Source organism: Novipirellula caenicola (assembly GCF_039545035.1).
Lineage (GTDB): Bacteria > Planctomycetota > Planctomycetia > Pirellulales > Pirellulaceae > Novipirellula > Novipirellula caenicola.
Genome location: NZ_BAABRO010000007.1, coordinates 227438 through 248908, shown reverse-complemented (window position 1 = coordinate 248908; position 21471 = coordinate 227438). Strand labels below are relative to the sequence as shown.

Genomic DNA, 21471 nt, shown 5'->3' with positions numbered 1-21471 from the left:
TTAGTATCCTGGTGAGTTTTTCTCTTCGCCAATCCCGAAAGCTGCTAGAAACTCCCCTCCCTGATCAAACATCTGTGCTCGATGGTTGCCGAAATCCACCACGACGACCCGACCTTTTCCGTCTACAGCAATACCTTTAGGCTTATAAAACTCGCCATTGCCAGTTCCCCAGCTGCCCCACGACTTGATGAAATCGCCATCTTTTGAAAACTTCTGAATCTTGTGGGTTGCTGAGTCCGTCACGAAGACATTGTCATCATCGCCAATGGCAATCCCAAAAGCAGAAACAAACTCACCGTCCGCAGACCCAGCTTTGCCCCATTCCCGTTTAAAGTTTGCATCTCTGTCAAAAACTTGAATTCGAAAGTTGTACGCATCAACGATGTAAATGTCGTCATTGCTGGCAACTGCAATGTCCAGAGGTCGATCAAATTGCCCCTGTTCTTTTCCTTTACCACCCCACCTTTTCACGAATTTGAATCCTGGCTCGTACTCAAACACTTGGTGGTCTGCTGGGTCGCACAGCAGAATATGGCCATCACTTAAATTGGCCATGGCGCTTGGCTCTCTAAAGAACGGAGCACTGTCATCAAGCTCGTCGGTAAGCTTCAGGTCGCTGGATGGGGGGCCAAACGCTCTAACAAACTTTCCTGCATTTTTTACGAATGTTCCCGCTGCTTCAGGATCGGGGTTCGGTTCTGCTGCGAACATTTGAAGTCGACGATTTCCACTGTCGCTAGCGACGAACTCTCCCCTAGCTGCATCTGTTATCAGAATTCCGCTCGGACGAACCATGCGTCCAAAAGTGTTCCCCTGTCCGCCAAATCGGTTAATTAACTCAGGAACGTCACCACGGTTGTCAAACAACAAAACCGAGTGAGTATCTGGCTCAGAAATTGCGAGCAGCGTCTCTCCTGCCCGAACCCTTGTTCCATAGTGAAAACGTGTCGCTTTCTCCCACCAAGCGTTGTCGTCTACCTGCTTCACTGCATTTAGTGATTTGAATCCAAACACCTGACAGCGATTCTCAAAAGACTCTATGACCGCAACGTACTGACCGTTGGGGGACGCAGCGATTGAAGAAGGATAATGCACGCGCCCATTTCCTTCGTGTGCCACGGGAGGATGACGCCCCCACTGATAAAGGAACTTACCGTCTGTGTTGAATGCCTGTAGACGATGATTGACGAGGTCGGCAACGTACAGCAACCCGCCACTAACTTCGACAGAAATTGGAGTTGCAAACAATCCAGCATGCGAACCCCACCCCCCCCACGTCTTCACAAATTTCCCGTCAGACGAAAACTTTTGAATGCGATTGTTACCCGCATCTGCCACATAAATAAAGCCCTTGGAGTCAACGGCCAAAGATGTTGGATCATCAAATTCACCTGGATTAATTCCGTGGCTACCGAATGCAGACAGAAATTCGCCATCAGATGTAAAAAACTGAATGCGACAGTTACCAGAATCAGCAATGGCGATGTTGCCATCGAGGATCGCTACATCCTTCGGACGGTCAAACTGTCCGTGATCGTGCCCGAATGTTCCAAAACGGCGTTGAAGAACTCCGCTCTCACTGAACTCCAAGACCTCGTGGCTACCTTCGGCTACTAGTAGCACTGTTTTGGTGGAAGTCTTTTCCATCCCTCGTGGATTCAGCATTCCATCAGCTGTAAACGCTCCGAGTGGCTTGCCATCAACCGTAAGTTTCTGAATTCGATTATTCCCCGAATCGGACACGTACACAGCTGAATCGTCAGCGAACAACAAGGCAGACGGATCACGGAAAAGCCCCTCAGCTTCACCGTACGTACCAAACTCAAATTTGGGGGCAACTACGTTCGGGTACTTCAATTCGTTGGGAAATGGAGGGTCTCCTGCATAGGATGCTGATGCAACCATTGCCAAAGCGAATTGAAATACAATCCAAGATTGCTTCCTTAACATGTTAGTCATTTCAGCTATCCAAGGGAGTTGTAGATTCAAAGGAAACAGAATTTCCTTCGGGATCAAATGTGTTTGCAACGAAAGTGTTTGGTGCGGGTGAGAAAATGTCGCAAACATCGACGCCATTTTCCCTCAGCTTGTCATATGCACATTTAAGGTCGTGGACAAAAAAGACAATTTTTGGAGCGTCCTTGCCCAGGCACCGCTGCCCACCGCTATGCAATGCAAGTTTACAGGCACCAGTGTCAAGCAATATCCAACTGCAGGCTTGCACACTCTCGTTGTCTTGATAAACAACAGGAAAACCAAGCAGTGAATGGTAAAATTCAAATTGCGCGTCCATGTTCTGGACATAGAGAATGATTTCCCCTAGTTCCCCAAAGAGCATCCCCCCCCCCTATGCGGCGACCACCCGACAGCTCGTATTGTTACCATCTGATTTGTGGGAAATCAAGCAATTAGAAAAAATTTTGGGATTTATTGATCGGCGGCCGTGACAATTCAGTGCCTCACAACGATCGCAACAGAATCAGCAGTTCTCGTCGAGCCAACCTGCCCCGAACTTTGAGCCCGGCTTGGACAACGCCCCGTTCGCTCGATCGCATCCAGCGATCCGGAAGTGCTTACGAATGATGAAGATGACTTCTAACACGAGCCGAATGGGGAGCAGCTCGGGTGCGAAAGCTCGCTTCAGTTCTGCACCCTGGTGCGTTAGATTGCATCGGCCGACATCAGAGAGCCATCGACGGTACTCGCAGAGGTGTCGGTCGGATTCGATGACTGCTGTACCGTGCTTCTAGCCGCCCGTCGGCCCATCCCCCGTCGACTGAGAAGCTTTCCGTCGATTCCCCGAGTCCCAGAATGGGTTTAATTTGCCTTCCCTATAACTCTAAATGCCTTACGCGGCTTTAGGCCACTCAGAACACTGAATGCAGAAGGGGCGAAAGAAGAAAATCGGAACCGTAATTCCCTCGGCGGGTGGGATTCTAGTCGAATCGCAGTGCCTGAGTTCGGCACGACTTCTGGCAACCAGCCCGAAGGGAAGCAAGCACCTACCCAGAAACACTGCAGTGAAATCAGTTTCGTTTTCACGCAAGTATCCGATAGCATCATTCTTGGATTTGCTAATCCCGAAACCGGTCTACCTGACGCTGAAATATCTGATCTATCGGTACGAAAGGCTCGCTCGGCATGCTCTCGATCATGTCATAAGAAGTATCGTTAAGCTGAGGATCTTCAAAAACGCTAGGTAAATTCTGCAATTTTTCCTGCAGTTCCTCTTTCTTTTCGTCTTTCAATGTATCAGTCGAGAATTCAATATTTCCAGAATTCCCAAAAGACGGTTTGATACCGAGATCCTCGTAGATTTCAAGCAGACTTTGGTTCAGTTTCCTCTCAGTCGGCGAAAGGACGCCAACGGCGGACACGTTTACAGGAAGCTCTCTCTCAACTTCAAACGACGCATTAGCTTCCGTAGTAAGCTTTCCTTTGTCAGTTAAGTACGCCTTAACCCGTTTCTTCGCCACTGTCGGCGGGTCATTTTGGGCGATATCTAGAAGTGCAATCGTTAACAGCGAAAGCTGATTGGATCCCTCCCCTCGTGGAACGCAAACAACCGTTCCACAGTGTTCCCCGATGAGACAGCACTTGTCGTACTTTTCCCTAGCACACTTCTCGCAACTCACGACAAACCAACCCGAGTGCAAGCAGCTCAAATCAACCTCGGAAGATGTGCTGCTAGATCCCGCGTAGTGCGAATCTCCGTAGAAAAACTTACTGAGCGATTTCTCACAATCTGGGCAACCTTGCCTACATGATGAACCGCAAGCTGCAATGGCCCGTTGAAGAAGGCACCTCATTCTCTCTAGCTTGCGAGGATCACTTATGGGCTTCAGTGTCCAGTCTGCTTGCGTCTTTCTGGTACCTTTACCGCCCAGCGATGCAGAATCAAATACTCTTGAGGCCCAGCCAAGCGAACCGTTGATTTCACCTGTATCTGCGACTTGGGAAAGGCCGCTTGTTGGGATAGCAAAGTCTGGGAGTGCGTTTGGGTCCCTTGCGAACTTTGCTAAGTTGTCAAGCGTCTGCTGCTGGAAAATGTCGCTGAGCGTCTGTGCGTGCTGGACACTTTGAATGCGCAGCCTGCGAGCAGTACAGCCCGAAAGGGAGCAGAGCGATAGAACCGCGAGAATGCACAGCGTCGTTCGCATTTCTTTAATCCCGTCTTGGTATGCTTACTTCTGGACAGTTGCAATTTCGTCCGTGCAACGCTGACACTTGACATTTTCCTCAAATGCCGATCCACTTTCTTTGGGGGGGCGACGATTCAGCGGCATAACCCTTTCAGCCCCAATTTCCGTACGAGCATTGTTATCCAATGAAGACACTCTGTTACATTTTGATGCTTTTGACCGGGATTGCTGTGCCCAGCTGCATGAATACACTGGCCACCGCAGGAACGCCCCAAGAGGCGGCCTGCCGGCTAAACGCAAGTGACGATTCTCGAGAACGACGTTCCACTGCTACCTACGTAGCGATTCCCGGACTTCCTCAGTGCCTTGTCACAACTTACCACAGTGTGAGGAGACTCCCGAATATTGAGATCCAGTTCGGAAACCGAGGCGACAACATCAAAATCGAGGAGATCGTGGACGGGTGGTACAGATCTGCGTCTCACGACTGGGCAGCCTTTCGCCTTACCGATGAAGGGGCTCGTCTGCTTCAGTCTAAAGGCAAGAAACCACTTACGAAGACTGCGATGCGAATACCGGGGCAATACGTTGCGATAGCAGGCAACCCAACAGTCCGAGTACTCGGGAAAGACTCGACGCCTTTCAACTATGTAACGGGTGGCGTTTTCAACGGCGTGTTCCCCTTCTCCGAAACCATCGGAAATGAATACCTCTCTCGTGATCATGACGGCGATCCGCTGGTTTCACTTTTGGAAGCAGATGAAGTTGTATATGGTTTCAGCGGCGGTCCAATCTGTTCGACTTCGTCTAATTTTTTGAGCGATTGCCAGCTTGTGGGCATTCTGCAGGGAGGTGATCCTATAGTGGGAAATGACGGTCAACCTGTTGGATCGAGAAAGTGCTGGGGAGTGCCTTCAGAGAGTATCGTCGGTGAGCTTCGTACTTCCGCTGAATGGGGAACATTTCCTCCTTCTCAATGGTCGCCTCGAATCTTTCTTGCCAACGCGTTCGCAGACACGGATCGCTTGATCAACAGAAATTATCCTCTGCTATTTGAATCTGGAAAGATTGCAATAAACAGAAAGAGCCTAAGGCAGTTCATGACAACGACCGTTGCGATAGACGCCAGCGGAAAAATCACGGGCTCCACGACGTTGGAGGTTGGCTCATTCGCAGGCTTCCGAGGGAAAGTTGCGATCGTAGTAACCGACGGAATTGGGCGCGTTCTGCACCGCAGCCCTGAAGGCCACGAGTACGGGCATCAGCTGGTTCGCTATGAGAATGGAAAACTGATACGTGAGGCGACGCGGAAAGAGAGTTGGGAAGAGTCAATGAATGCAGACCTAGTGAATGAGGTCCGAAGAGTCCGTATAATCCAAGAGGACTCCCCAAAGTCGCTCGCTGAGATTTTGGGTGAGGCAGTCACCACCGTCGAGGGAAATGGAATCAAGATTCCTGTCTTTAAGGAACTTGAGCTTGCTCTCCCTCCATCGCGTTAGCCCAAAGATCAACCACCTACTCCGAGCCCCCGTGTTTTTCTATCGGAAAGGCGAGCCATATTCAGCGGTGGCCCAATTGTCCCGGACCGGCTTCTCTTTGCCTTCCCTGCAACTCCAATTGCCGATCATGGCTCCGGAGCCGATAGAAACTCTGAACGCAGAAGAAGTGAGAGGAGAAGCTCCAACGTTCAATTCCGCAGACGGTTGGTGTGTGGCAGATTTGAGTTGGCGTTTAAGAATGTGCACGGGTTCGGGCGGACAGAGGACATGATGAGACTGCATTCCGACGGTCCTACCGCCCGGATCGCATCCCTGGCAACTGGCGATCACAGCCGCAACGGACCTTGACTAAAATCCGTAGTTGGACCGAACCTTTGGGGCGGTGTCTGTATCTCTGCTTTGTTCCGACCATCGCGTTCAGTGCGTTCGAGAAATTCTCACGCAAAAATTGCCGCTAAGCCAAGAAGACACTTCGCAATCTAATGTGTACACCAGGGAGCCTTTGAGCCCCCGGGCAATTAAGAAAGAATGACAGACGCAGACGCAATTGTTGCCGCCGATCCAGATCAAGGACTTCGAGCAGTGGTCTTTGGACGCGAATTACTGGAAGAGATTGCCCATACCCGATTTTTGCTCATCGGTGAGACTATCAAAGAGTTTGTCGCAAGATTCCTTACTGCGGTCTTTGACGACTTCCAGCACCCGCGATCCTTCCAGGTCACCCATCAGCGACACGTAGTCCTGACCTTTGCCAAAACTCTTTTCATCAATGCCGATGGTTTCAATCGGGTCGGTATCACGACGCTGTAGCCCTCGCTCGACCCCACGCTGCATGATCTCGTGAGCGGTGTTCCAGGAGATCTTCAGTAACTTGGTCGCCGCCAAAACGCTACTAGCCGACTGAAGGACTTTAATAGCAAAGGCTTCAAACATCAGTGTGAATCGAGAGTGCTTGCCGGCCCAGGGCACGGCAATGGTTTTCACTCCGCACTGAGCGCATTGTGAGCGAGGGATTGCCGCTTCGATGATGGTCTCAAACTGCATGGTGTCCAGATGCCTCCACCGACGCGTTGGCGCGGTGTCCGCACGAGAGCATTCATCCTGGAACTCGGGGCAGCAGAGTTTGCCGCCGGAGTGACGCAATTGGATCACAACCCTGTTGGCATCCATCTGAAGGTCAACGTTCTGGACCTGCCACTGGTCATCAAGTCCCACTAGCAAACGATAGTGGGCATGTAGTTCATTCATACAGCCATGGTAGAAAAACCAAGACCGCTTGGAAATCAGCCACTAAAATCGACGAAGAGCCAGTATCCAAAGGCTTGTGACCGTTTGAAGAAGGACCGTTCGGCGTTGCTAACGTTCTATGACTTCCCGGCTGAACGCTGGAGACATCTGCGAACCACCAACCCGATCGAGTCCACCTTCGCGAACATTCGGCTTCGCCATCGAAAGACCAAGGGGAGCGGTTCTCGACGGGCGAGTCTGGCGACGATGTTTAAGCTCGCTGAATCAGCTTCGAAGAAATGGAGACGACTGAACAGTCACGAAATAATCATTCACGTCATCGATGGACGGTCCTTCAAAGACGGAATCATGCAGGAAGAAATCGCCGCTTAGTTCAGAAAGCCAGACACAACAATTGACAATAGCTCTTTCCGTAAGATCAGTTGCCTCCATTTTCGCACCAACTGGTAATGATTGTTGACTTGCCTTCCATCCCACCGAGAGCATATAGTAGTTCGCGTTAAGTATGCAGCACACCCCCAGGCGAGGACTTTAGCAATGTCGAAACTTATTTGCATGTTAAGCCTTTCAACGATCATTGTAATGACTGGAACACTGGCGGCACAATGCCCTGATACGGACAGTATGCTGCCACACTTTGTTGGCAGGGTTACCTGCTGCACTGCCTGGTACGGGACATCCAGCGGCATGAATAAATGCAGAGATTGCTGGTCTTGCAAGCAAATTAGAGGCGTTTGCTACGATTGCAAAAATCATTACAACGAATGCAAACCAACAGCACACGGAGCAATTGCGGTACCGTGTCTACCGATCCTAGACGAGGGGCCATTTCAGTTTGGATTGATTGAAGCGACAGAGACTAGTTCCGGAAGAAAGGTGCTTATCGCGGCCACGGAAGACGACTATCGCAGATCAGAATCCATGCGATTGAGAATCTCAAAAGACGAAGTTGTTCTTACTTCGTGTTCACTGGGCATCGGAGGCAATTACTGCATTGGTGGATGCCCAAATGACGGAACTTTTCGGTATTGTAAACTGCATGGATCGTTTGGGCATTATTACTGCTCTTGTTTTTAGAAAACAAGACTTTGTATTTTTAGCCCCTTGGCGATTCTTAAAGGTATGTTTTAACAAGCGTTTTCGGGATCGATCTATGGTGATAGTGTCGGCACATCGGCCGACCCGCTAGCGTTGCTGATGGCGCCAACGGGCTTGCATGTACAGAAAAGCCTTGGGGTCTTTCCTAAGGCTAGGCCCTGCAGTCCATTAGTGCCTATAGACACCAGCCTCAAACTGCGTTAGCTCATGACTGGCGGACTGTGGGAAAGTTGGTTTAGGTCGCCAGAGTTATTTCGTGAGCTCGTTCGAACTCGTCTGGTGTTTGATAATTGAGCGTTTGGTGAATACGGTTAGTGCTGTAGTACGTTTCAATGAATCGAAACACGCTGAGCCTCGCTTCTTCTGTATCGGCAAGCTTTTCGAACTTCGTTCACTCATGTTTCAACGTCCAGAAAAATCGTTCCATCACCGCATTGTCGTAGCAACAACCACTGCGGCTCACTGAACAGGTGATACCCAGCGTTTTCAACGACGATTGATGGAGCTCGCTGGTGTACCGGCAGCCGCGATCGCTGTGGTGCAGAAGCCCCAACGTTGCGCACTGCCGCTGCTCGACTGCTGTCGAAGTGCGTCGCAAACCAATGGAGTCGTTAGGCTGTCGGAAATAGACCATCCGATTACTTTGCGACTGAATAGATCCCACACACCTGCAAGATCCCCCCACCCAGAGGCTGTTGGTTAATAAGTGATATCAGTTACCCATCTCTGGTTGGGTCGGTCGGCTGTGAATGTCTGATCTAGCAAGTTTGGTGGAGGTTGTTTGGATGGAACGACTTGCGTTATTGTCGGCTTGAATTACCGTGCAACCCGGCTTCGAATGCCTAATTCTCGCATTGCACGAGCGACGGTGTTGAGGCAAGCGGATTCCATGGAGGGATCCGCCTTCAATCGTTGCGATATCTTGTAGCTTCCATAGTTGCCGTGGCATTCTTGATGTGCTTGCTGAACACAGTTGTATATTCGCTGTTTGCGCGGACTTGGCAAGGCCGAGCACCACTTGTAGAAGCCACTCTTGCTGCCCCTTAAGACACGACACATCGCAACGATTGGGAAGATGTCTTTGTTGTTTTTGATCCAGGCGTATTTCACTGCGACTCTTTCGCGAATCACGCCGTCGATTTTTTTGTATTTCACGCTCCATCTCGACGCGAGCCAGTTCTTTGCGAAGTCGCTTCACTTCCGCGGTGAGCTGTTCGACAGACGCATTATCGTCACAAGGCTTTGGCGTTGGTGCAAACTTCCGATGCCAATCACGTAGTGTTGTGGGTATCAACATTGACTGCCTCGAGGCGGCCGCGAAGGTGTAGCCTTGATTGACGATCAGATCGACAGCATTTCACTTGAACTCTACGGTAAACGATCGGCGTTGTTTGTTCTTTGCTGACATATTGGTCTCCTGAGACGATATTGAAGGATTCGTCCACAGTTCGCCAGTCATGGGCTAACGCACTCTTCAATCTACCTGATTACCGAATTTGCTGCCGAACGGTTCCTTACCGAATGTCTCACTTTCGCTAAGGCACTACATTGGTCAGAATTCACTCCAGCGTTTTTAGCCAGGTGGCGACTTTGTCGGGGGTGAAGCCTTGGGGGCCGGGGGCGCCGGGGTCGAGGATGCGGCCGTCGCGGTCGATTACGACCAGTCGGATCGGCCAACCGGCATAGGCGGCATTGACGCGGTTGTCCACGCCGTCCATCACCATCGGAAACGATAACGACAACGTTCGCTCACATGTCGCTGCGTGCTCTCGCCGTAACGCCAAGTCGTTCGTCTGCACAAACGTCTGTAACACTTCGTCGCCCTCGGCCGTCTTGACCTGGATCTTGGAATCCGGGTGCGCCTCGCGAATGTAAACCATCAGAAAATTCGCGTTGTCCTTGTGCTCCTCGTACAACTGTTCGACCTGCTGAACTCGCTGGCGAAACGGCGAACAACTGATGCTGCCAAACACCAACACCACCGGTTTGTCGCGGTACAAATCCGATAACGTCACCGTGCCTTCGCCTCCGACACGCGGCAGCGTGAAATCAGGAGCACGGTCGCCTCGCTTCAACACTTCCGCTTGCCGCTCCCCTCTGGCCGCCGGTGCAATATATTCCCCCGTTTGCGACGCCTTTCCTCGACCACGTGACCTTGCGAAATTCGACTCAAACTCTGCCTTGCTAATCTTGCCGTCGGAATCTTGATCCCATTCGCTGAACATCGCTTTGAGCTTCGCCGGCGCCTCGGCTTTGTCGATCACGCCATTGCGATCCCGATCCATCCGCCGAAACATCGCCGCAGCCTGATCAGAAGAACGTGAGGATGAAGAACGTGGTGACTGAGCTTCTCCACTCTGCACCCCAAGTACGAACAACAGGGCCAACACAGCAATAGGTCGCAGTCGCATCACCAATCTCCCAACAGTAGGTTGTGTACGGTTTAGAGTTCCCAACTCAAGCGAAACTCTCGCCCAAGTGAATCCTTCGCGTCCATTGTTTGATCACGCGGTTGATCCAGAAAACGAGGAAGGACACTCATCACCGATTCGACCATTCGCAAATCTTCGTTACTCAAATCGCTTGAGTGTTTGCCATGATCTATTTTAAAGACCAAAGGATAGGCCTCGGCGTCTGCGACGGACCAGTGATTTTGTTCCAAGTGCCAAAAATCAATAGGCACCATATCAAACGCTTCACCGAATTGAACTGAGATCGCAACCAGCTCTTCCATCGGACATTTTTGCTGGATGAACTTCCTGGCGTGCTTGACATTCTCGATCAACGACAGCCCGAGCACCTGGCCTAGCTGTCCCATCACCGTGATCCCCCAACTTGATTCGCCGCTTTCCCGGTACTCCAACCGGATCAAATTATCTCCGCCGACCATTTTCCACGGCGCTGCTTTGTAGAAGCGTGCGGCAGCATCGTAATAACGTTCCATCAGCTTCTCTGTCACCCCTTCCGTCTCTGCCAACGGCGTCTCACCTTGGCCCGAGTTCAGCAGCAATCCCGCAATGAGTTTGTCAAAGCTGTCTGCGACTTGTTGATCACCGGTGAAAACGTTGAAGGAACCGCTGTAGCGGGTAAGGGGTTCGGCCGACATTCGCGGATCAAGAACAATGCTTTCGGGGCGACGAGGCTGACCCACCATCGGTTCCGCCATCGTCTCGACGAGCACCTGCCATTGCTGCTCGGGCGATGGCATATCGGCAGTACCTTCGGTGCCAACAATACATCCGCTGCTTGCATCCAACACCAATTGCATGTACGCACGATAGGGAGTCGCGCGATCGAGGATCCACATCGGCGGCTGAAAAACACCTACCCACCACTGCTGGTCACTCTGCGGCAAGTCTGCAACATCGATCTCATCCGCCTCATCACTCCTGTCGCTGGCGAGACGTTCAAGACGTCTCGCCAGAGCGTCTAGGCTCTCCGCGAGCATCGCTTTCGCATCCGCTTCAAGTGCTTGATGTTCGCAGGCCACTCCGTAAGTTCCCACCGTTTTGGCGAGTGCTTTCAGGTCGGCTTTTGTCGGAACCTGCAGTACCGCCGGTTTCCTTGGAGGCCCCACCATCGGATCGCAGACCGAATCCAACAGAAAATCACGAAGCTCTTTTGCTTTGGGGCGATTGGCAAACCGAACCGTCGAGATGGGCGACAAATCTTCGAGCAGCACCCCGAGATAGGCACCATCTTGGCATCGATGCAGATGATACTGCCACGTCATTTGGCCTTGAGGCAGTTCCAAGGCTTGGTCCAGATCTCCTACTCCGCCTTGATCACCGTCAGTCTCACTCGAGGAGGAACCCGGATGTGAAAATTTCAAATCGAGAGTCTCACGAATCCAGCGAGTGGTGCCTTCGACGGTGCGAATCCCCGGCAGCAAATACCCCGCCGTCATGGCCGCTTCGTCCTCCTCATCCGCGACCACAGGATACTCGGTCCCTAACGCAGGCGGCAGCTCGAGTCCCGCTAGAAAGCGAGCCACATTTGGCTTCGCTTGATGGGCCGCTTTGAGCAATTCGCGGGCTTTGGAGGAGTCCCCTTCGGATTGAAAAAGATAGATCGGCCGCGCAAACAGCATGGGTGCCAAATTATCTTTCGAAAAGCGATCTAAAAGCGTGCCAAGTTCTTCATACCAACGCAGCCGGAAACACAGGTCGAGCAGCAAGAATCGCAAGCCAATCGGATCCGATGGATCTTCGTCCAAACCAGGAAACAGGACGTCGGCAGCATCGGACAATCGAGAATCATCAAGCAACCGGCCACCCATTCGAGCTCGCATGATCGGCATTGCGGCTCGAACCAGATGTGACGGCTTCGATTTCGCCGCCTCGCATGCCCGGCGATACCACTGGACGCGATCCTCTTCGGTGTCGGCAAAGTCCCCCAGCATGACATGCGCCTCGACCGACTTGGGATCGATCTTTAAAGCCTGCTTTGCCGCCGCCTCGAACCCTGACTCTGTGCCATCTTCGCATTCAGCCGCATACAACGCTTCAGCCGCCTCGAATGATGAAAGCGGGAACGCGTCTTCGGGTGAACTCGCCTCGTCAAACGGTTCGCCGGCAATCGCATCCAACAGTTCCATGGTTTCTTCCATGAGGGATGTGTCACCGTCCAGCGCAGCTTGCTGCGCGATCATCACCATCTCGACCAATTCAGGCGGAACGCCCGACTCGAGCAATTCATCACGGCGAAGCGGTGGGATCGCTTTGCCAATTCCATCCGCACGCCCCGCAGGTGGCTTCTTGCGACGCATCTTCGATTTGCTTTTCTTCGCTTTATTTTTTCGACGTGACATGATCGATCGTTTCGTAGTGGATAAGTCAATCTTCCTTGATTTGGTGTGGGCGGAAGAACGTACCCGGCCTCAATGGATTGGTGAACATCGGCAGTAGTTAATTCTAGGACCGAGGCTCGCCCCCGAATATATCACGCCCTCCGATACCAGACGCCCAAATGCGAACCCGACACCATCGAGCTTTGCCCCTCACGGCAACGCTGTGAAGATTTCGTGGCGGAACTCGCGGGCGGCTTGTTTTTTAGTCGTACGATGGACTTCCTAGTCCGTCGAATCCACCATTGACGGACTAGGAAGTCCATCCTACCCCCTTGCCGAAGGAACCCTCACTAAATCAACAAGCCGTCAAGCGTTTCAGGAATTGGGTTCGTTCAACGAAAGTCTTGACGACTTTCGCTACATCAAAACACCACAAAACACGGCATGAAAATGCTTCACAGCGTTTCCCTAGCGGGTGCGATCTCTAGCGGTGCGGAAACAAGTTGACCGCTTCAGAGCCAGTATTTCGCACGCCAATTGGTTGGCGAGCGAATCGTCGCGAGAGGAGGAGGTGGGAACAGAAAGGGGGGCGGCGTGCCTGACTCAATAAAAAAGGACATCGAGCTTAAAACTCGATGTCCTTTGTCTTTTTCTTTAGTACCGAAGGAGGGACTCGAACCCTCACTGGATTGCTCCAACTGGATTTTGAATCCAGCGCGTCTGCCAATTCCGCCACTTCGGCTTGTCTGTACTAATGTGCTAAATATCGCACCATTCGCCAAGTCCCCTTAACGAAAACCCTGTTTTTAATTGCAAAACATCGCTCGCCATCAGACTTGGGATTCGCAAAAGTATCGGATCCAAACCGCGAGCGTGCAAGTCCCCTAAAACCAGCAAAATCAGACTCGCCGGGTCGGCCCTGATTCACCGCGTCCGATGCAGCGAAGCTCGCTCTGCAGCAAATCACCGCGCCGCCACCTGCTAAAGCAGGCAGCCAGGAACGAATTTGGGGAAACGTCGTTGTGGTGACGCTCGCCAGCGCGTGGACTGCATGACGCCCCATCCGTTTCGCAAGCTTCTGGCCAAGGTAGCGACGAGCAAATACCGCTCGCCGTTGCCGAGATCGGCCAACATGCCGAATGACTCCTCCCCCTAAGCAGCTAGGACACACGCAGTGGACACGGGTTCGCCCGCAGCGGCCCAGAGCCGAGCCGCCGGCGTATCGGTTACGCCGGTTTGCTCGCCAGTTTCTCGATCGTCTCGAACTCTTTCTTCTTCACCGGCTGGACACTCAACCGGCTGCCCTTTTGCAGCAGCACCATCCCGCTGAGCCCCGCTCGCTCTCGCAATTCTGCCAACGTGACCGGACGGTCGAATTTCTTCTCAAGCTTGATGTCGACCAAATACCATCGAGGATTTTCGGGATCTGATTTTTCGTCGAAATACTTACTCTTGCGATCGAACTGAAACGGATCCGGGTAACCACTCTTGCTGACCACGGCCGTCCCCACCACCGCAGGCACCTTGCACGCGGAGTGATAGAACAACACCCGGTCTCCCACATGGATGTCGTCTCGCAGCATATTTCGTGCTTGGTAGTTACGAACCCCTTCCCAACACGTCGTTTGATCGGGCTGCGCCGCCAAGTCGTCGATCGAAAACGTGTTCGGTTCGGACTTCATCAACCAGTAATTAATCGTCATCGCGTGAAACAAACCCTTTGCATTGCCGAACCGTGTCGACGTTGAACTGAATGAGATGGCTGTGGAGCTGTGATGGCTAGGTAGTCTGTCCGGCCCGCCATCTTTTTTGGCAATTCTGGTGCAAGGCAAAGCCGATAACAACCATAGCGCCGGGAAAAGCGCTGCTATACAAGCTTTCGATCGACGACTGATGATCAGTTGCCGAGCGAGTGCGGGCCAGGGAACGGGCCATGTCATGTCCGTTCACCTTCTATCGAAAAGGCTCGCTTCCGATGAATGCAGATACCCTTCATGCCGCCCTGGGCATCACCTTTACCGCCGTTTGGCTTGTCGTTGGACAAATCTTGGTCGGCAGTCGCTGAGCAGCGAGTCAGCAATCAGCGGGGAGACCTCATTAGCCGTCACCGCAATCGCCCAAATTAAACGAAGCAACAACGATTGCGTTTCGCAGCTACGCTCACCAGAGCGTGGATGTTGGCGTCCAGTACGATTTACCACCTTCTGGCGAAGGTAGCTACAAAAATGCCTCACCGCATTGGCTAAAAGTTGGCAGTCTGTGGACTTGGCTCTTTCAAGAAGAACGAGTCCCCTTCGCGACCGCTCCCTCGTCTGCCTCACTGCGACGAATCAGCTGCTCAAACGTCTCGATCAAATCCTGTAACGGAAAGATACAAAACGGATGCTCGCGACTTTTCAGCACCGCCAACGAAGCCCGCTCGCGAGTCACCGCAGCTAATTCCGCTTGCAGTCGGGACCGCTTCTCGGCGAGCGACGCCGACAGCTGTTCGTTGATCGCTTCGAGCCGTTGATGCCAGGCAGGTTTTTCGCTCAGCGGAGGCACATGGGCTAACAACTGCCGCTTTTCTGCGACCAACGACGCATCCAACTCATCGACATCCGCTACCTTTTCGGCCTGAAAACGCAAGTCACGAATCGCTCGTTTGAGCCGGGCAATGTCGGCATCCGTTTCACTCGGCGAGGGCCCCGGCAGCTGAACCGTTGCAGAAACGACCATGAAGTCCGGTGGCGTGATCCCAAAGAAACGCTCGGCAATCCGGTCCCCCAATTGATCGTACTTGCCACCGCCGATCCCGTGCAGAAACAAATCGCTGAGCACCAACCGTGCATACATCGTGGTCAATAACGCACGAGGCCGTATTTTGAATTGCGGTCCAATCGCGTGCGACAACGCCTCGGCACGCCCGGGGCCTTCCAACGCAATCCGACACTCTTGGCCGTTGCGGTCGCTGATCACCATCATCTTACCGGTGACCTTGACCCAACCAGTCCGTCGCTGAGGCGCCGCGTCACTGTAGATCCAAATCGGTGCTTCGAACCAACCATCGTCGCTGTTTAGATTTGGCACTGGATGCGAATTACTGCGGATGCCGTGCGCTTCGCGATAGAAATCAGCTTCGGTGTTGTAAGCGTCCTGAAAACGCGAAAGATCCTCCAGGATTCGCAACAGAAAATCGGCAAACATTCGCGTGCGGCACAGAACCCCCAGCGGCAGCTCAAGCGTTTGCAGCCCGATCTCGCCCTCGAGTGCATGACGTGCTTGCGCCAACGCACATCCGGCAATCCCACAGCGTTCTACGGCACTGCGTGCATGCACCCACAATCGATTGACCAACGGATCCGATACGATGGGCATCACCGTTTTGCGAACGTCGTCGTCGAAATGATCGAACCGCTCGCGGTCGCTAATCACCGTTTGCTCGTACGGCACTCCGCCACCAAATCGGTCGTAGCGAACCGTGCTATAGACGTAGTGCCCCGTGTCACGATCAATCGTTGGCACCCGAATCGAACTGCCCGACGCGGCGTCGTTGTCGATGACCAAATTGATCGCGAGTGCTTGATGCTGCTTGGCAAGATGGCTGAGCGTGAAGTTCTTGAACCAAACTCCCGGGTGAAACAGCGACGGTTGGTGCCCCGCCATCAAGATTGGTTGCTCACGACGACTCGCCATCACGTCCACATCGCGGTACGTCGATGTGTAACGGATCGCATCACTGACCATCTGTTGCCGCGCGTCACGACGAAGCTCTCGCCACCACGAATCGTGTTGTGAAAGCAACTCGAGATTGCCGCGCAGCTGGCCGCCGACGTCTCCGATATTCGGATCGGTAAACGATTCGCCATGCGATCTGGGAGCACGGTAGTGCCGAAATTCCTGGAACGTTTTCAACCCATCACCTAGCCAGCACTATGTCCGCAAACCGATTTCGCTTTGCCAATCGTCGCCCCTTCGGCCTGGACCACACGGATCGCGTCGTCAAGCACTTGGTTGTAGTAGTTCAGCCGCGTTTCGGCATGGTCCAGCGAACCGCCAAACGAGCGACTTAAATCCAAGTAGATCAAGGGAACCGGGATTTCGATCACTCGCAACCCCGCCGCCGCCGCCTCGACCCACAACTGCAACGGCATCGCGTAACCGTTATCGGTGATCCGCAGCTGGCGAATGGCCGAAGTACGATACGCCTTGAATCCGCAAAACGCGTCGGTCAAATTAAAGCCGAGTCGCTGATTTAGCTCCCCGGTGATCCGGCGATTGATAAACATTCGCTCCGGTGGCGGGGCGTCGTCTCCTTCGTACTGCTTCAAATACCGGCTGCCTGAAACGATGTCCGCAGCGGCCGCCGCTTCGATGAACCGCGGAATCCGCTTGGGTTGATGCTGGCCATCGCAATCGAGCGTAACCACCCCATCAAACCCGTGGTCGATCGTGTAGGCGAACGCGCTACGAAGTGCCGCGCCATAGCCTTGGTTCTCGGCGTGACGGACCACGTTCACGTCCGTTCGCGCACTCAAAACCTCGGCCGTTCCGTCGCTCGATCCATCGTCCACCACCAAGACATCCGAGGCATAGTGGCCGACCTGATCCAAGATTTCGCTAACCGTATCGACTTCGTTATAGACAGGAATGGCGACTAACCATCGTTCGCGTTTTGACATAATTTGATGCTTCTTTCTTTGAATTCTCTTTGAAATGAGCGATAACGATCCTGTCCCGCCAAACTCCCTTTCGCCGGCTGAGCAAGTGAATGTCGGGCAAACACAAGCGTTCAGCGAGCAAAATCACTCATCGCCCAGTCGAGCAATTCCTGTTCCCGATCCTGGGCATTCTAGGCGTATTTAGATGACGGTCAATGTTTCCAGTCCGCATTACTGGCCAGAAATGATCACAGAGGAGTCGACGGAGACGGTATTGGCTGTGATGGAGTGGGCAAGGAGTGATGATTCATGCCCGGCCGCCGACGACAGCGTCACGGCATAGAAAAATCGCATCCGACGCGTAAGGTCTGAAGTTACGCGATGGCAGTTTTTGCCAGCAAATCAAAACCCGAAGCGTTAGTCTTGATGTTGCGTTATGGTCGTTTTTCCCGGCAAATCACAACCCGACGCGTCAGCGAGGGACTGAGTAAATATCGAGATTCCCTCGCTTACACTTCGGGTCGTGAAAAACGTGCAACTCCCAAACTCACGCTTGGGTTTAGATTGGCAAGAGATTTTGCAGGCCTGACCTAGCAAGCCACGATTTGGATCGGGTCCGACTCGAGCCGACTCGGCCAAATTGTCAGTTCCGCAAGACTCTCTGACAGTTGCTGAGCCAACCACTCCATCGCAAACCGCTCGCTCCAGTAGTGCCCCAACAGCACCAACCCGACCCGCAATGCCTCGGCTTCCAAACAGGTGTGGAAGGTAGCTTCGCCGGTGACCAGCGCATCACATCCGTTGCGTTTGGCGGCGGCCAGAAAACTGCCACCGCTGCCGCATGCAAATGCCACTCGGCGAATGACTTGATCGGCAGCCCCCACACGGCGAACCTGGGTCGCACCGACCACATTGGCAGCCGAGACCGCAAGACCATCCAGTGCAACCGGCTGCTCGAACTTCCCGTATCGTCCACTGCCCAGGAGATCAACGGCATCCTGCGACGATGGTTCCGGCGGAATCAATGCCTGCGTCTCGACCACGCCGAGCCGGTCGGCCCACAATTGATTAATCCCGCTGGCGGCCGAGTCAAACGCCGTATGGGCGCTATAGACCGCAACGCGTGATTCGACCAAACGCAGCAACATCGCTCCGGCAATCGTGTCGGTGGTCAAACGAGACAGCGGCTTGAAAGGCAGCGGATGATGAGCGATCAGCAGATCGACGTCCTCATCGACGGCTTCCTGAACGACTGCCGGAGTGACCGTCAAACAGGTCATCACGCGGGAAACACCGAGGCCTCGATCACCGACCAGCAACCCGACGTTGTCCCAAGACTCGGCAAGACGCAGCGGCGCGATCTCGGCAAGTCGCTGGCAGATTTGATCCACACAGATTTTTGGCACGATGACTCTCACCCTTCTGGCTTCAAATCGCATCTCACGGAAGCCATCGTTAATATTCTCGTAAGCGACCACCGGTAACGTGACGCGGACATCAAAGAGTCCCGCGCTTACGCGATTTAAAGTTGCGTTTTTATCACAACCCGACGCGTCAGCGAGGGAATTTTTTTCTTGACTCGGTCCCTCGCTGACGCGTCGGGTTGTGATTTGCCACAGTCGCAACGCTTCAGCAGTCGCGATCGCTGCGTCGCCCACTGTTTAGCCGGGCGGCTTGCGCCGCTCCGCTATAAAAACGACCCGGCTAATGCCAAAGTAGCTGGCATTGGTCACGAGTCGCACCGCTAGAAAAACAACCGTGATGCCGGCCAGCGAAGTTTACTTGGGCGAGATCATGCAGATCATACGACGGCCATGTTGCTGAGGCGGTGTTTCGACCTTGCCTACTTCGCTCAACATGTCCACGACCATCGCCATGACCTTACGGCCTTCTTCGATGTGAGCCATTTCACGACCGCGGAACAGCACACTGATTTGGACTTTGTCCTTGTGCTCAAGAAACTTTTCCGCTTGCCGGATTTTGGTGCGGATGTCTTCGTCGCCCGTTTTCGGTCGAAGACGAATTTCTTTGGTCTTCGTACGTGCGTGACTGTTGTGAAGTTTTTTGTTCTTGTCGTATTTGTATTTGCCGTAATCCATGATCCGGCAAACCGGGGGTCGCTCGTTCGGAGCGACTTCGACAAGATCCAGGCCCGCATCGCGGGCACGTTCGAGGGCCTGCTCGGTTGGGATAATCCCTAGCTGCTCCCCCTCTTCGCTGACAACTCGAATCGGGCTGATTCGAATCTGATTGTTAATACGAATGGTATCGCGAGGATCCTGCTGAGTGCTTTTTCGTGCCAACGCCACTAATAAATTCTGCTCCGGCCGGAGGGCATTCCGGCTCAATTTGGAAGGAAAACTACGATCAGGCCGGAGTCAACCAGCCACATTCGCAGTAGGGAAGGTGTTGCAAGGAAACAAAACCACTTTGTTTCGCATGGACACCCACGCATCTAATTCTGTGGGACCATTTGTGTGGGACCATCGTGCAATCAGGCCGACGCGAGCAGCAACACCCAGCTTGGGGGCATTTGCTCCGCCTGCTTCGTTTCGGCCCCATCATGCCTTTTTGGCAATGTAGACCGCCGTCAAGCCCAAATCTCACCTCAAAAGTATCCATATCATCGGTGGTGAGCGTCAACAGTGAAACGTGTGAAATCCCTATTTTGCCAAGGAACAGTCCGCCGGAGTGGGTTTGAAGGCCCGCGAAACGAGCTTGAGGAGCGAAGTTGAAGTGATTTTGCGATGAAAACGCGATCCAAGGTGGCAATATCTCGATTCGTGCGGGCGACGTTGTGGGCAAGAAAAAAAAGAAGTGTGAAGATCTACTTGACGAATCGGCTTGATCGGCACAGACTACCGCAACGATTTTAGATGGCGTTTTTTGAGGGCCGAGTTTGTTAAAGAACCGAGCCTCGGGAAACCGAAACAGAATCTCATGACAGCGGACCGATTGCTGTCAAAAACACAAAAAATCGGGCAATTAGCTCAGTTGGTTAGAGCGCCACGTTGACATCGTGGAGGTCACAGATTCGAGTTCTGTATTGCCCACTCTCAAAAAGGCCGCAAAACGCTAGTGTTTTGCGGCCTTTTTTCGTGTTTGCATTGTACGCGGCAGACGTCGGCTTCCTCCATGACAAGGTCTGGCCCTGTCGGCATTGGGGTGCTCCGACTTGGTCCGGTCGATGAAGCGGCAGCACGCTGGCCCCGGGACGCTGATGCACCGGTGTCGCCATCAGAGCAGTGAAACAGACCATCCAAATTCGTGTCGATCGACTTGACGGACTGAACATCGAACACATGACCTGCCACTCGCGACGCCACGCCATTGCGACGAATACACGCAAATGGTTCACTTGCACCTTGAAAACTCTCCGGATCGTCCGGGTGCAACGAAATATGAAATCATTGAAACGCTCGATGATATTGCGGATCAGATCATGAGAGGTGGAAAACTAAAGAGCCCTTGACATTGGTGCAAAGCCTAGCCCAACAAGTGTCGAGTCAATCAACAGAAAGGCAGAGCGTGACGCAAGAAAGCTATAAAGACGGAATGGAAATCACCCAGCTCCTTCGTGAGGGCAGGGAAGATGAGGCAATAGCAATAATGCGAGATAACAGTGAATTGCTAAAGTTCCAGACTGCTGCAGGGCACACCCTGCTCTCTTTTTCCGCAAAGTACAATCGGCTGCGGTTTGCGAAGGCGATTCTTGAGTTGGGCAGCAACCCAAATGAGGCTTCGCGATCTGGATCGTCCCCTCTCAGCCAGGCATGCATAGCAGCTAGTAAGGATTTTGTGAAACTGCTGCTAGAACATGGCGCCGACCCAAATTTGGATCGAACACTTTTCTCAGCAAGTAGAAACAAGAGAAACGAAGGACTTGCGATTACCAAACTCTTGATCGAATATGGCGTCGATGTGAACGCAGTTTTTTTGATGTTTGAGGACCCAAACAACCGAAAAACAGCACTTGATTATTGCGGAGATCCAAAGATCTGTGATCTTTTAATGTCTCACGGCGCAAAGCGGGCGGCAGATCTATGAGCAAGCCA

General features: G+C 52.9%; 15 protein-coding genes, 2 tRNA genes and 1 pseudogene. 5 read left to right on the top strand and 13 right to left on the bottom strand.

The window, feature by feature from the left end:
- The 3 genes from ABEA92_RS15975 to ABEA92_RS15965 form a co-directional block, all read right to left on the bottom strand.
- Positions 1 to 1959, bottom strand: a complete 1959-nt coding sequence (locus ABEA92_RS15975) for an NHL repeat-containing protein (protein ID WP_345684849.1) — start codon at positions 1957 to 1959, stop codon at positions 1 to 3.
- Between the two features lies 1 nt (position 1960).
- Positions 1961 to 2338, bottom strand: a complete 378-nt coding sequence (locus ABEA92_RS15970) for a VOC family protein (RefSeq protein WP_345684848.1) — start codon at positions 2336 to 2338, stop codon at positions 1961 to 1963.
- A 736-nt stretch (positions 2339 to 3074) separates the two neighbouring features.
- Positions 3075 to 4160: a hypothetical protein gene (locus ABEA92_RS15965; protein ID WP_345684847.1), complete on the bottom strand. Its 1086-nt coding sequence runs from the start codon at positions 4158 to 4160 to the stop codon at positions 3075 to 3077.
- 167 nt (positions 4161 to 4327) lie between these two features.
- Here ABEA92_RS15965 and ABEA92_RS15960 point away from each other — a divergent pair, with 167 nt between their 5' ends.
- Positions 4328 to 5641, top strand: coding sequence for a hypothetical protein (locus tag ABEA92_RS15960; RefSeq protein ID WP_345684846.1), 1314 nt, complete (start codon positions 4328 to 4330; stop codon positions 5639 to 5641).
- Between the two features lie 600 nt (positions 5642 to 6241).
- On the opposite strand, the gene ABEA92_RS15955 is transcribed toward ABEA92_RS15960, so the two are convergent.
- Positions 6242 to 6889: a helix-turn-helix domain-containing protein gene (locus ABEA92_RS15955; RefSeq protein ID WP_345684845.1), complete on the bottom strand. Its 648-nt coding sequence runs from the start codon at positions 6887 to 6889 to the stop codon at positions 6242 to 6244.
- 63 nt (positions 6890 to 6952) lie between these two features.
- On the opposite strand from ABEA92_RS15955, the pseudogene ABEA92_RS15950 reads away from it, so the two are divergent.
- Positions 6953 to 7261: pseudogene (locus ABEA92_RS15950) on the top strand (transposase); the annotation flags it as partial.
- A gap of 1542 nt (positions 7262 to 8803) precedes the next feature.
- Here ABEA92_RS15950 and ABEA92_RS31390 read toward each other — a convergent pair.
- The 7 genes from ABEA92_RS31390 to ABEA92_RS15920 form a co-directional block, all read right to left on the bottom strand.
- On the bottom strand, positions 8804 to 9046 hold the full coding sequence (locus tag ABEA92_RS31390) for an IS3 family transposase (protein WP_425572447.1): 243 nt from the start codon (positions 9044 to 9046) through the stop codon (positions 8804 to 8806).
- A gap of 500 nt (positions 9047 to 9546) precedes the next feature.
- On the bottom strand, positions 9547 to 10398 hold the full coding sequence (locus ABEA92_RS15945; RefSeq protein WP_345684843.1) for a deiodinase-like protein: 852 nt from the start codon (positions 10396 to 10398) through the stop codon (positions 9547 to 9549).
- Positions 10399 to 10430: 32 nt separating this feature from the next.
- A complete protein-coding gene (locus ABEA92_RS15940; protein ID WP_345684842.1) occupies positions 10431 to 12797 on the bottom strand; it encodes a tetratricopeptide repeat protein in 2367 nt (788 codons plus the stop codon).
- Positions 12798 to 13434: 637 nt separating this feature from the next.
- Positions 13435 to 13518 (bottom strand) — tRNA-Leu (locus ABEA92_RS15935).
- A gap of 484 nt (positions 13519 to 14002) precedes the next feature.
- Positions 14003 to 14479 (bottom strand): EVE domain-containing protein, encoded by a 477-nt coding sequence (locus tag ABEA92_RS15930; RefSeq protein ID WP_345684841.1) that lies wholly within the window; start codon positions 14477 to 14479, stop codon positions 14003 to 14005.
- Between the two features lie 571 nt (positions 14480 to 15050).
- Positions 15051 to 16670 carry a hypothetical protein gene (locus ABEA92_RS15925; protein WP_345684840.1) on the bottom strand — a complete coding sequence of 540 codons (1620 nt, stop codon included), beginning with the start codon at positions 16668 to 16670 and terminating at the stop codon, positions 15051 to 15053.
- Positions 16671 to 16678: 8 nt separating this feature from the next.
- On the bottom strand, positions 16679 to 17437 hold the full coding sequence (locus tag ABEA92_RS15920; protein WP_345684839.1) for a glycosyltransferase family 2 protein: 759 nt from the start codon (positions 17435 to 17437) through the stop codon (positions 16679 to 16681).
- A 360-nt stretch (positions 17438 to 17797) separates the two neighbouring features.
- Between ABEA92_RS15920 and ABEA92_RS15915 the strand changes: the two genes are divergently transcribed.
- Positions 17798 to 18010, top strand: a complete 213-nt coding sequence (locus ABEA92_RS15915) for a hypothetical protein (RefSeq protein ID WP_345684838.1) — start codon at positions 17798 to 17800, stop codon at positions 18008 to 18010.
- Here ABEA92_RS15915 and ABEA92_RS15910 read toward each other — a convergent pair.
- Positions 18007 to 18822: a Nif3-like dinuclear metal center hexameric protein gene (locus ABEA92_RS15910; protein WP_345684837.1), complete on the bottom strand. Its 816-nt coding sequence runs from the start codon at positions 18820 to 18822 to the stop codon at positions 18007 to 18009. The two genes, ABEA92_RS15915 and ABEA92_RS15910, sit on opposite strands and share 4 nt — an antisense overlap.
- A gap of 372 nt (positions 18823 to 19194) precedes the next feature.
- Positions 19195 to 19725 carry a translation initiation factor IF-3 gene (gene infC / locus ABEA92_RS15905; RefSeq protein ID WP_008701605.1) on the bottom strand — a complete coding sequence of 177 codons (531 nt, stop codon included), beginning with the start codon at positions 19723 to 19725 and terminating at the stop codon, positions 19195 to 19197.
- 670 nt (positions 19726 to 20395) lie between these two features.
- Here infC and ABEA92_RS15900 point away from each other — a divergent pair.
- Together ABEA92_RS15900 and ABEA92_RS15895 are read left to right on the top strand one after the other, a co-directional pair.
- Positions 20396 to 20469, top strand: a tRNA-Val gene (locus ABEA92_RS15900).
- A gap of 475 nt (positions 20470 to 20944) precedes the next feature.
- The gene (locus ABEA92_RS15895; RefSeq protein WP_345684836.1) at positions 20945 to 21463 is read left to right on the top strand and encodes an ankyrin repeat domain-containing protein; all 519 of its coding nucleotides are present in this window, start codon (positions 20945 to 20947) and stop codon (positions 21461 to 21463) included.
- Positions 21464 to 21471 lie beyond the last annotated feature (8 nt).

What these genes read in the sequence shown, in the direction of transcription:
- ABEA92_RS15970 (WP_345684848.1), bottom strand. Translation starts at nt 2,338, where the DNA reads ATGCTCTTTGGGGAACTAGGGGAAATCATTCTCTATGTCCAGAACATG.
- ABEA92_RS15920 (WP_345684839.1), bottom strand. Translation starts at nt 17,437, where the DNA reads ATGTCAAAACGCGAACGATGGTTAGTCGCCATTCCTGTCTATAACGAA.
- ABEA92_RS31390 (WP_425572447.1), bottom strand. Translation starts at nt 9,046, where the DNA reads ATGTGTCGTGTCTTAAGGGGCAGCAAGAGTGGCTTCTACAAGTGGTGC.
- ABEA92_RS15975 (WP_345684849.1), bottom strand. Translation starts at nt 1,959, where the DNA reads ATGACTAACATGTTAAGGAAGCAATCTTGGATTGTATTTCAATTCGCT.
- ABEA92_RS15965 (WP_345684847.1), bottom strand. Translation starts at nt 4,160, where the DNA reads ATGCGAACGACGCTGTGCATTCTCGCGGTTCTATCGCTCTGCTCCCTT.
- ABEA92_RS15955 (WP_345684845.1), bottom strand. Translation starts at nt 6,889, where the DNA reads ATGAATGAACTACATGCCCACTATCGTTTGCTAGTGGGACTTGATGAC.
- ABEA92_RS15915 (WP_345684838.1), top strand. Translation starts at nt 17,798, where the DNA reads ATGGCAGTTTTTGCCAGCAAATCAAAACCCGAAGCGTTAGTCTTGATG.
- ABEA92_RS15930 (WP_345684841.1), bottom strand. Translation starts at nt 14,479, where the DNA reads ATGACGATTAATTACTGGTTGATGAAGTCCGAACCGAACACGTTTTCG.
- ABEA92_RS15940 (WP_345684842.1), bottom strand. Translation starts at nt 12,797, where the DNA reads ATGTCACGTCGAAAAAATAAAGCGAAGAAAAGCAAATCGAAGATGCGT.
- ABEA92_RS15945 (WP_345684843.1), bottom strand. Translation starts at nt 10,398, where the DNA reads ATGCGACTGCGACCTATTGCTGTGTTGGCCCTGTTGTTCGTACTTGGG.
- ABEA92_RS15960 (WP_345684846.1), top strand. Translation starts at nt 4,328, where the DNA reads ATGAAGACACTCTGTTACATTTTGATGCTTTTGACCGGGATTGCTGTG.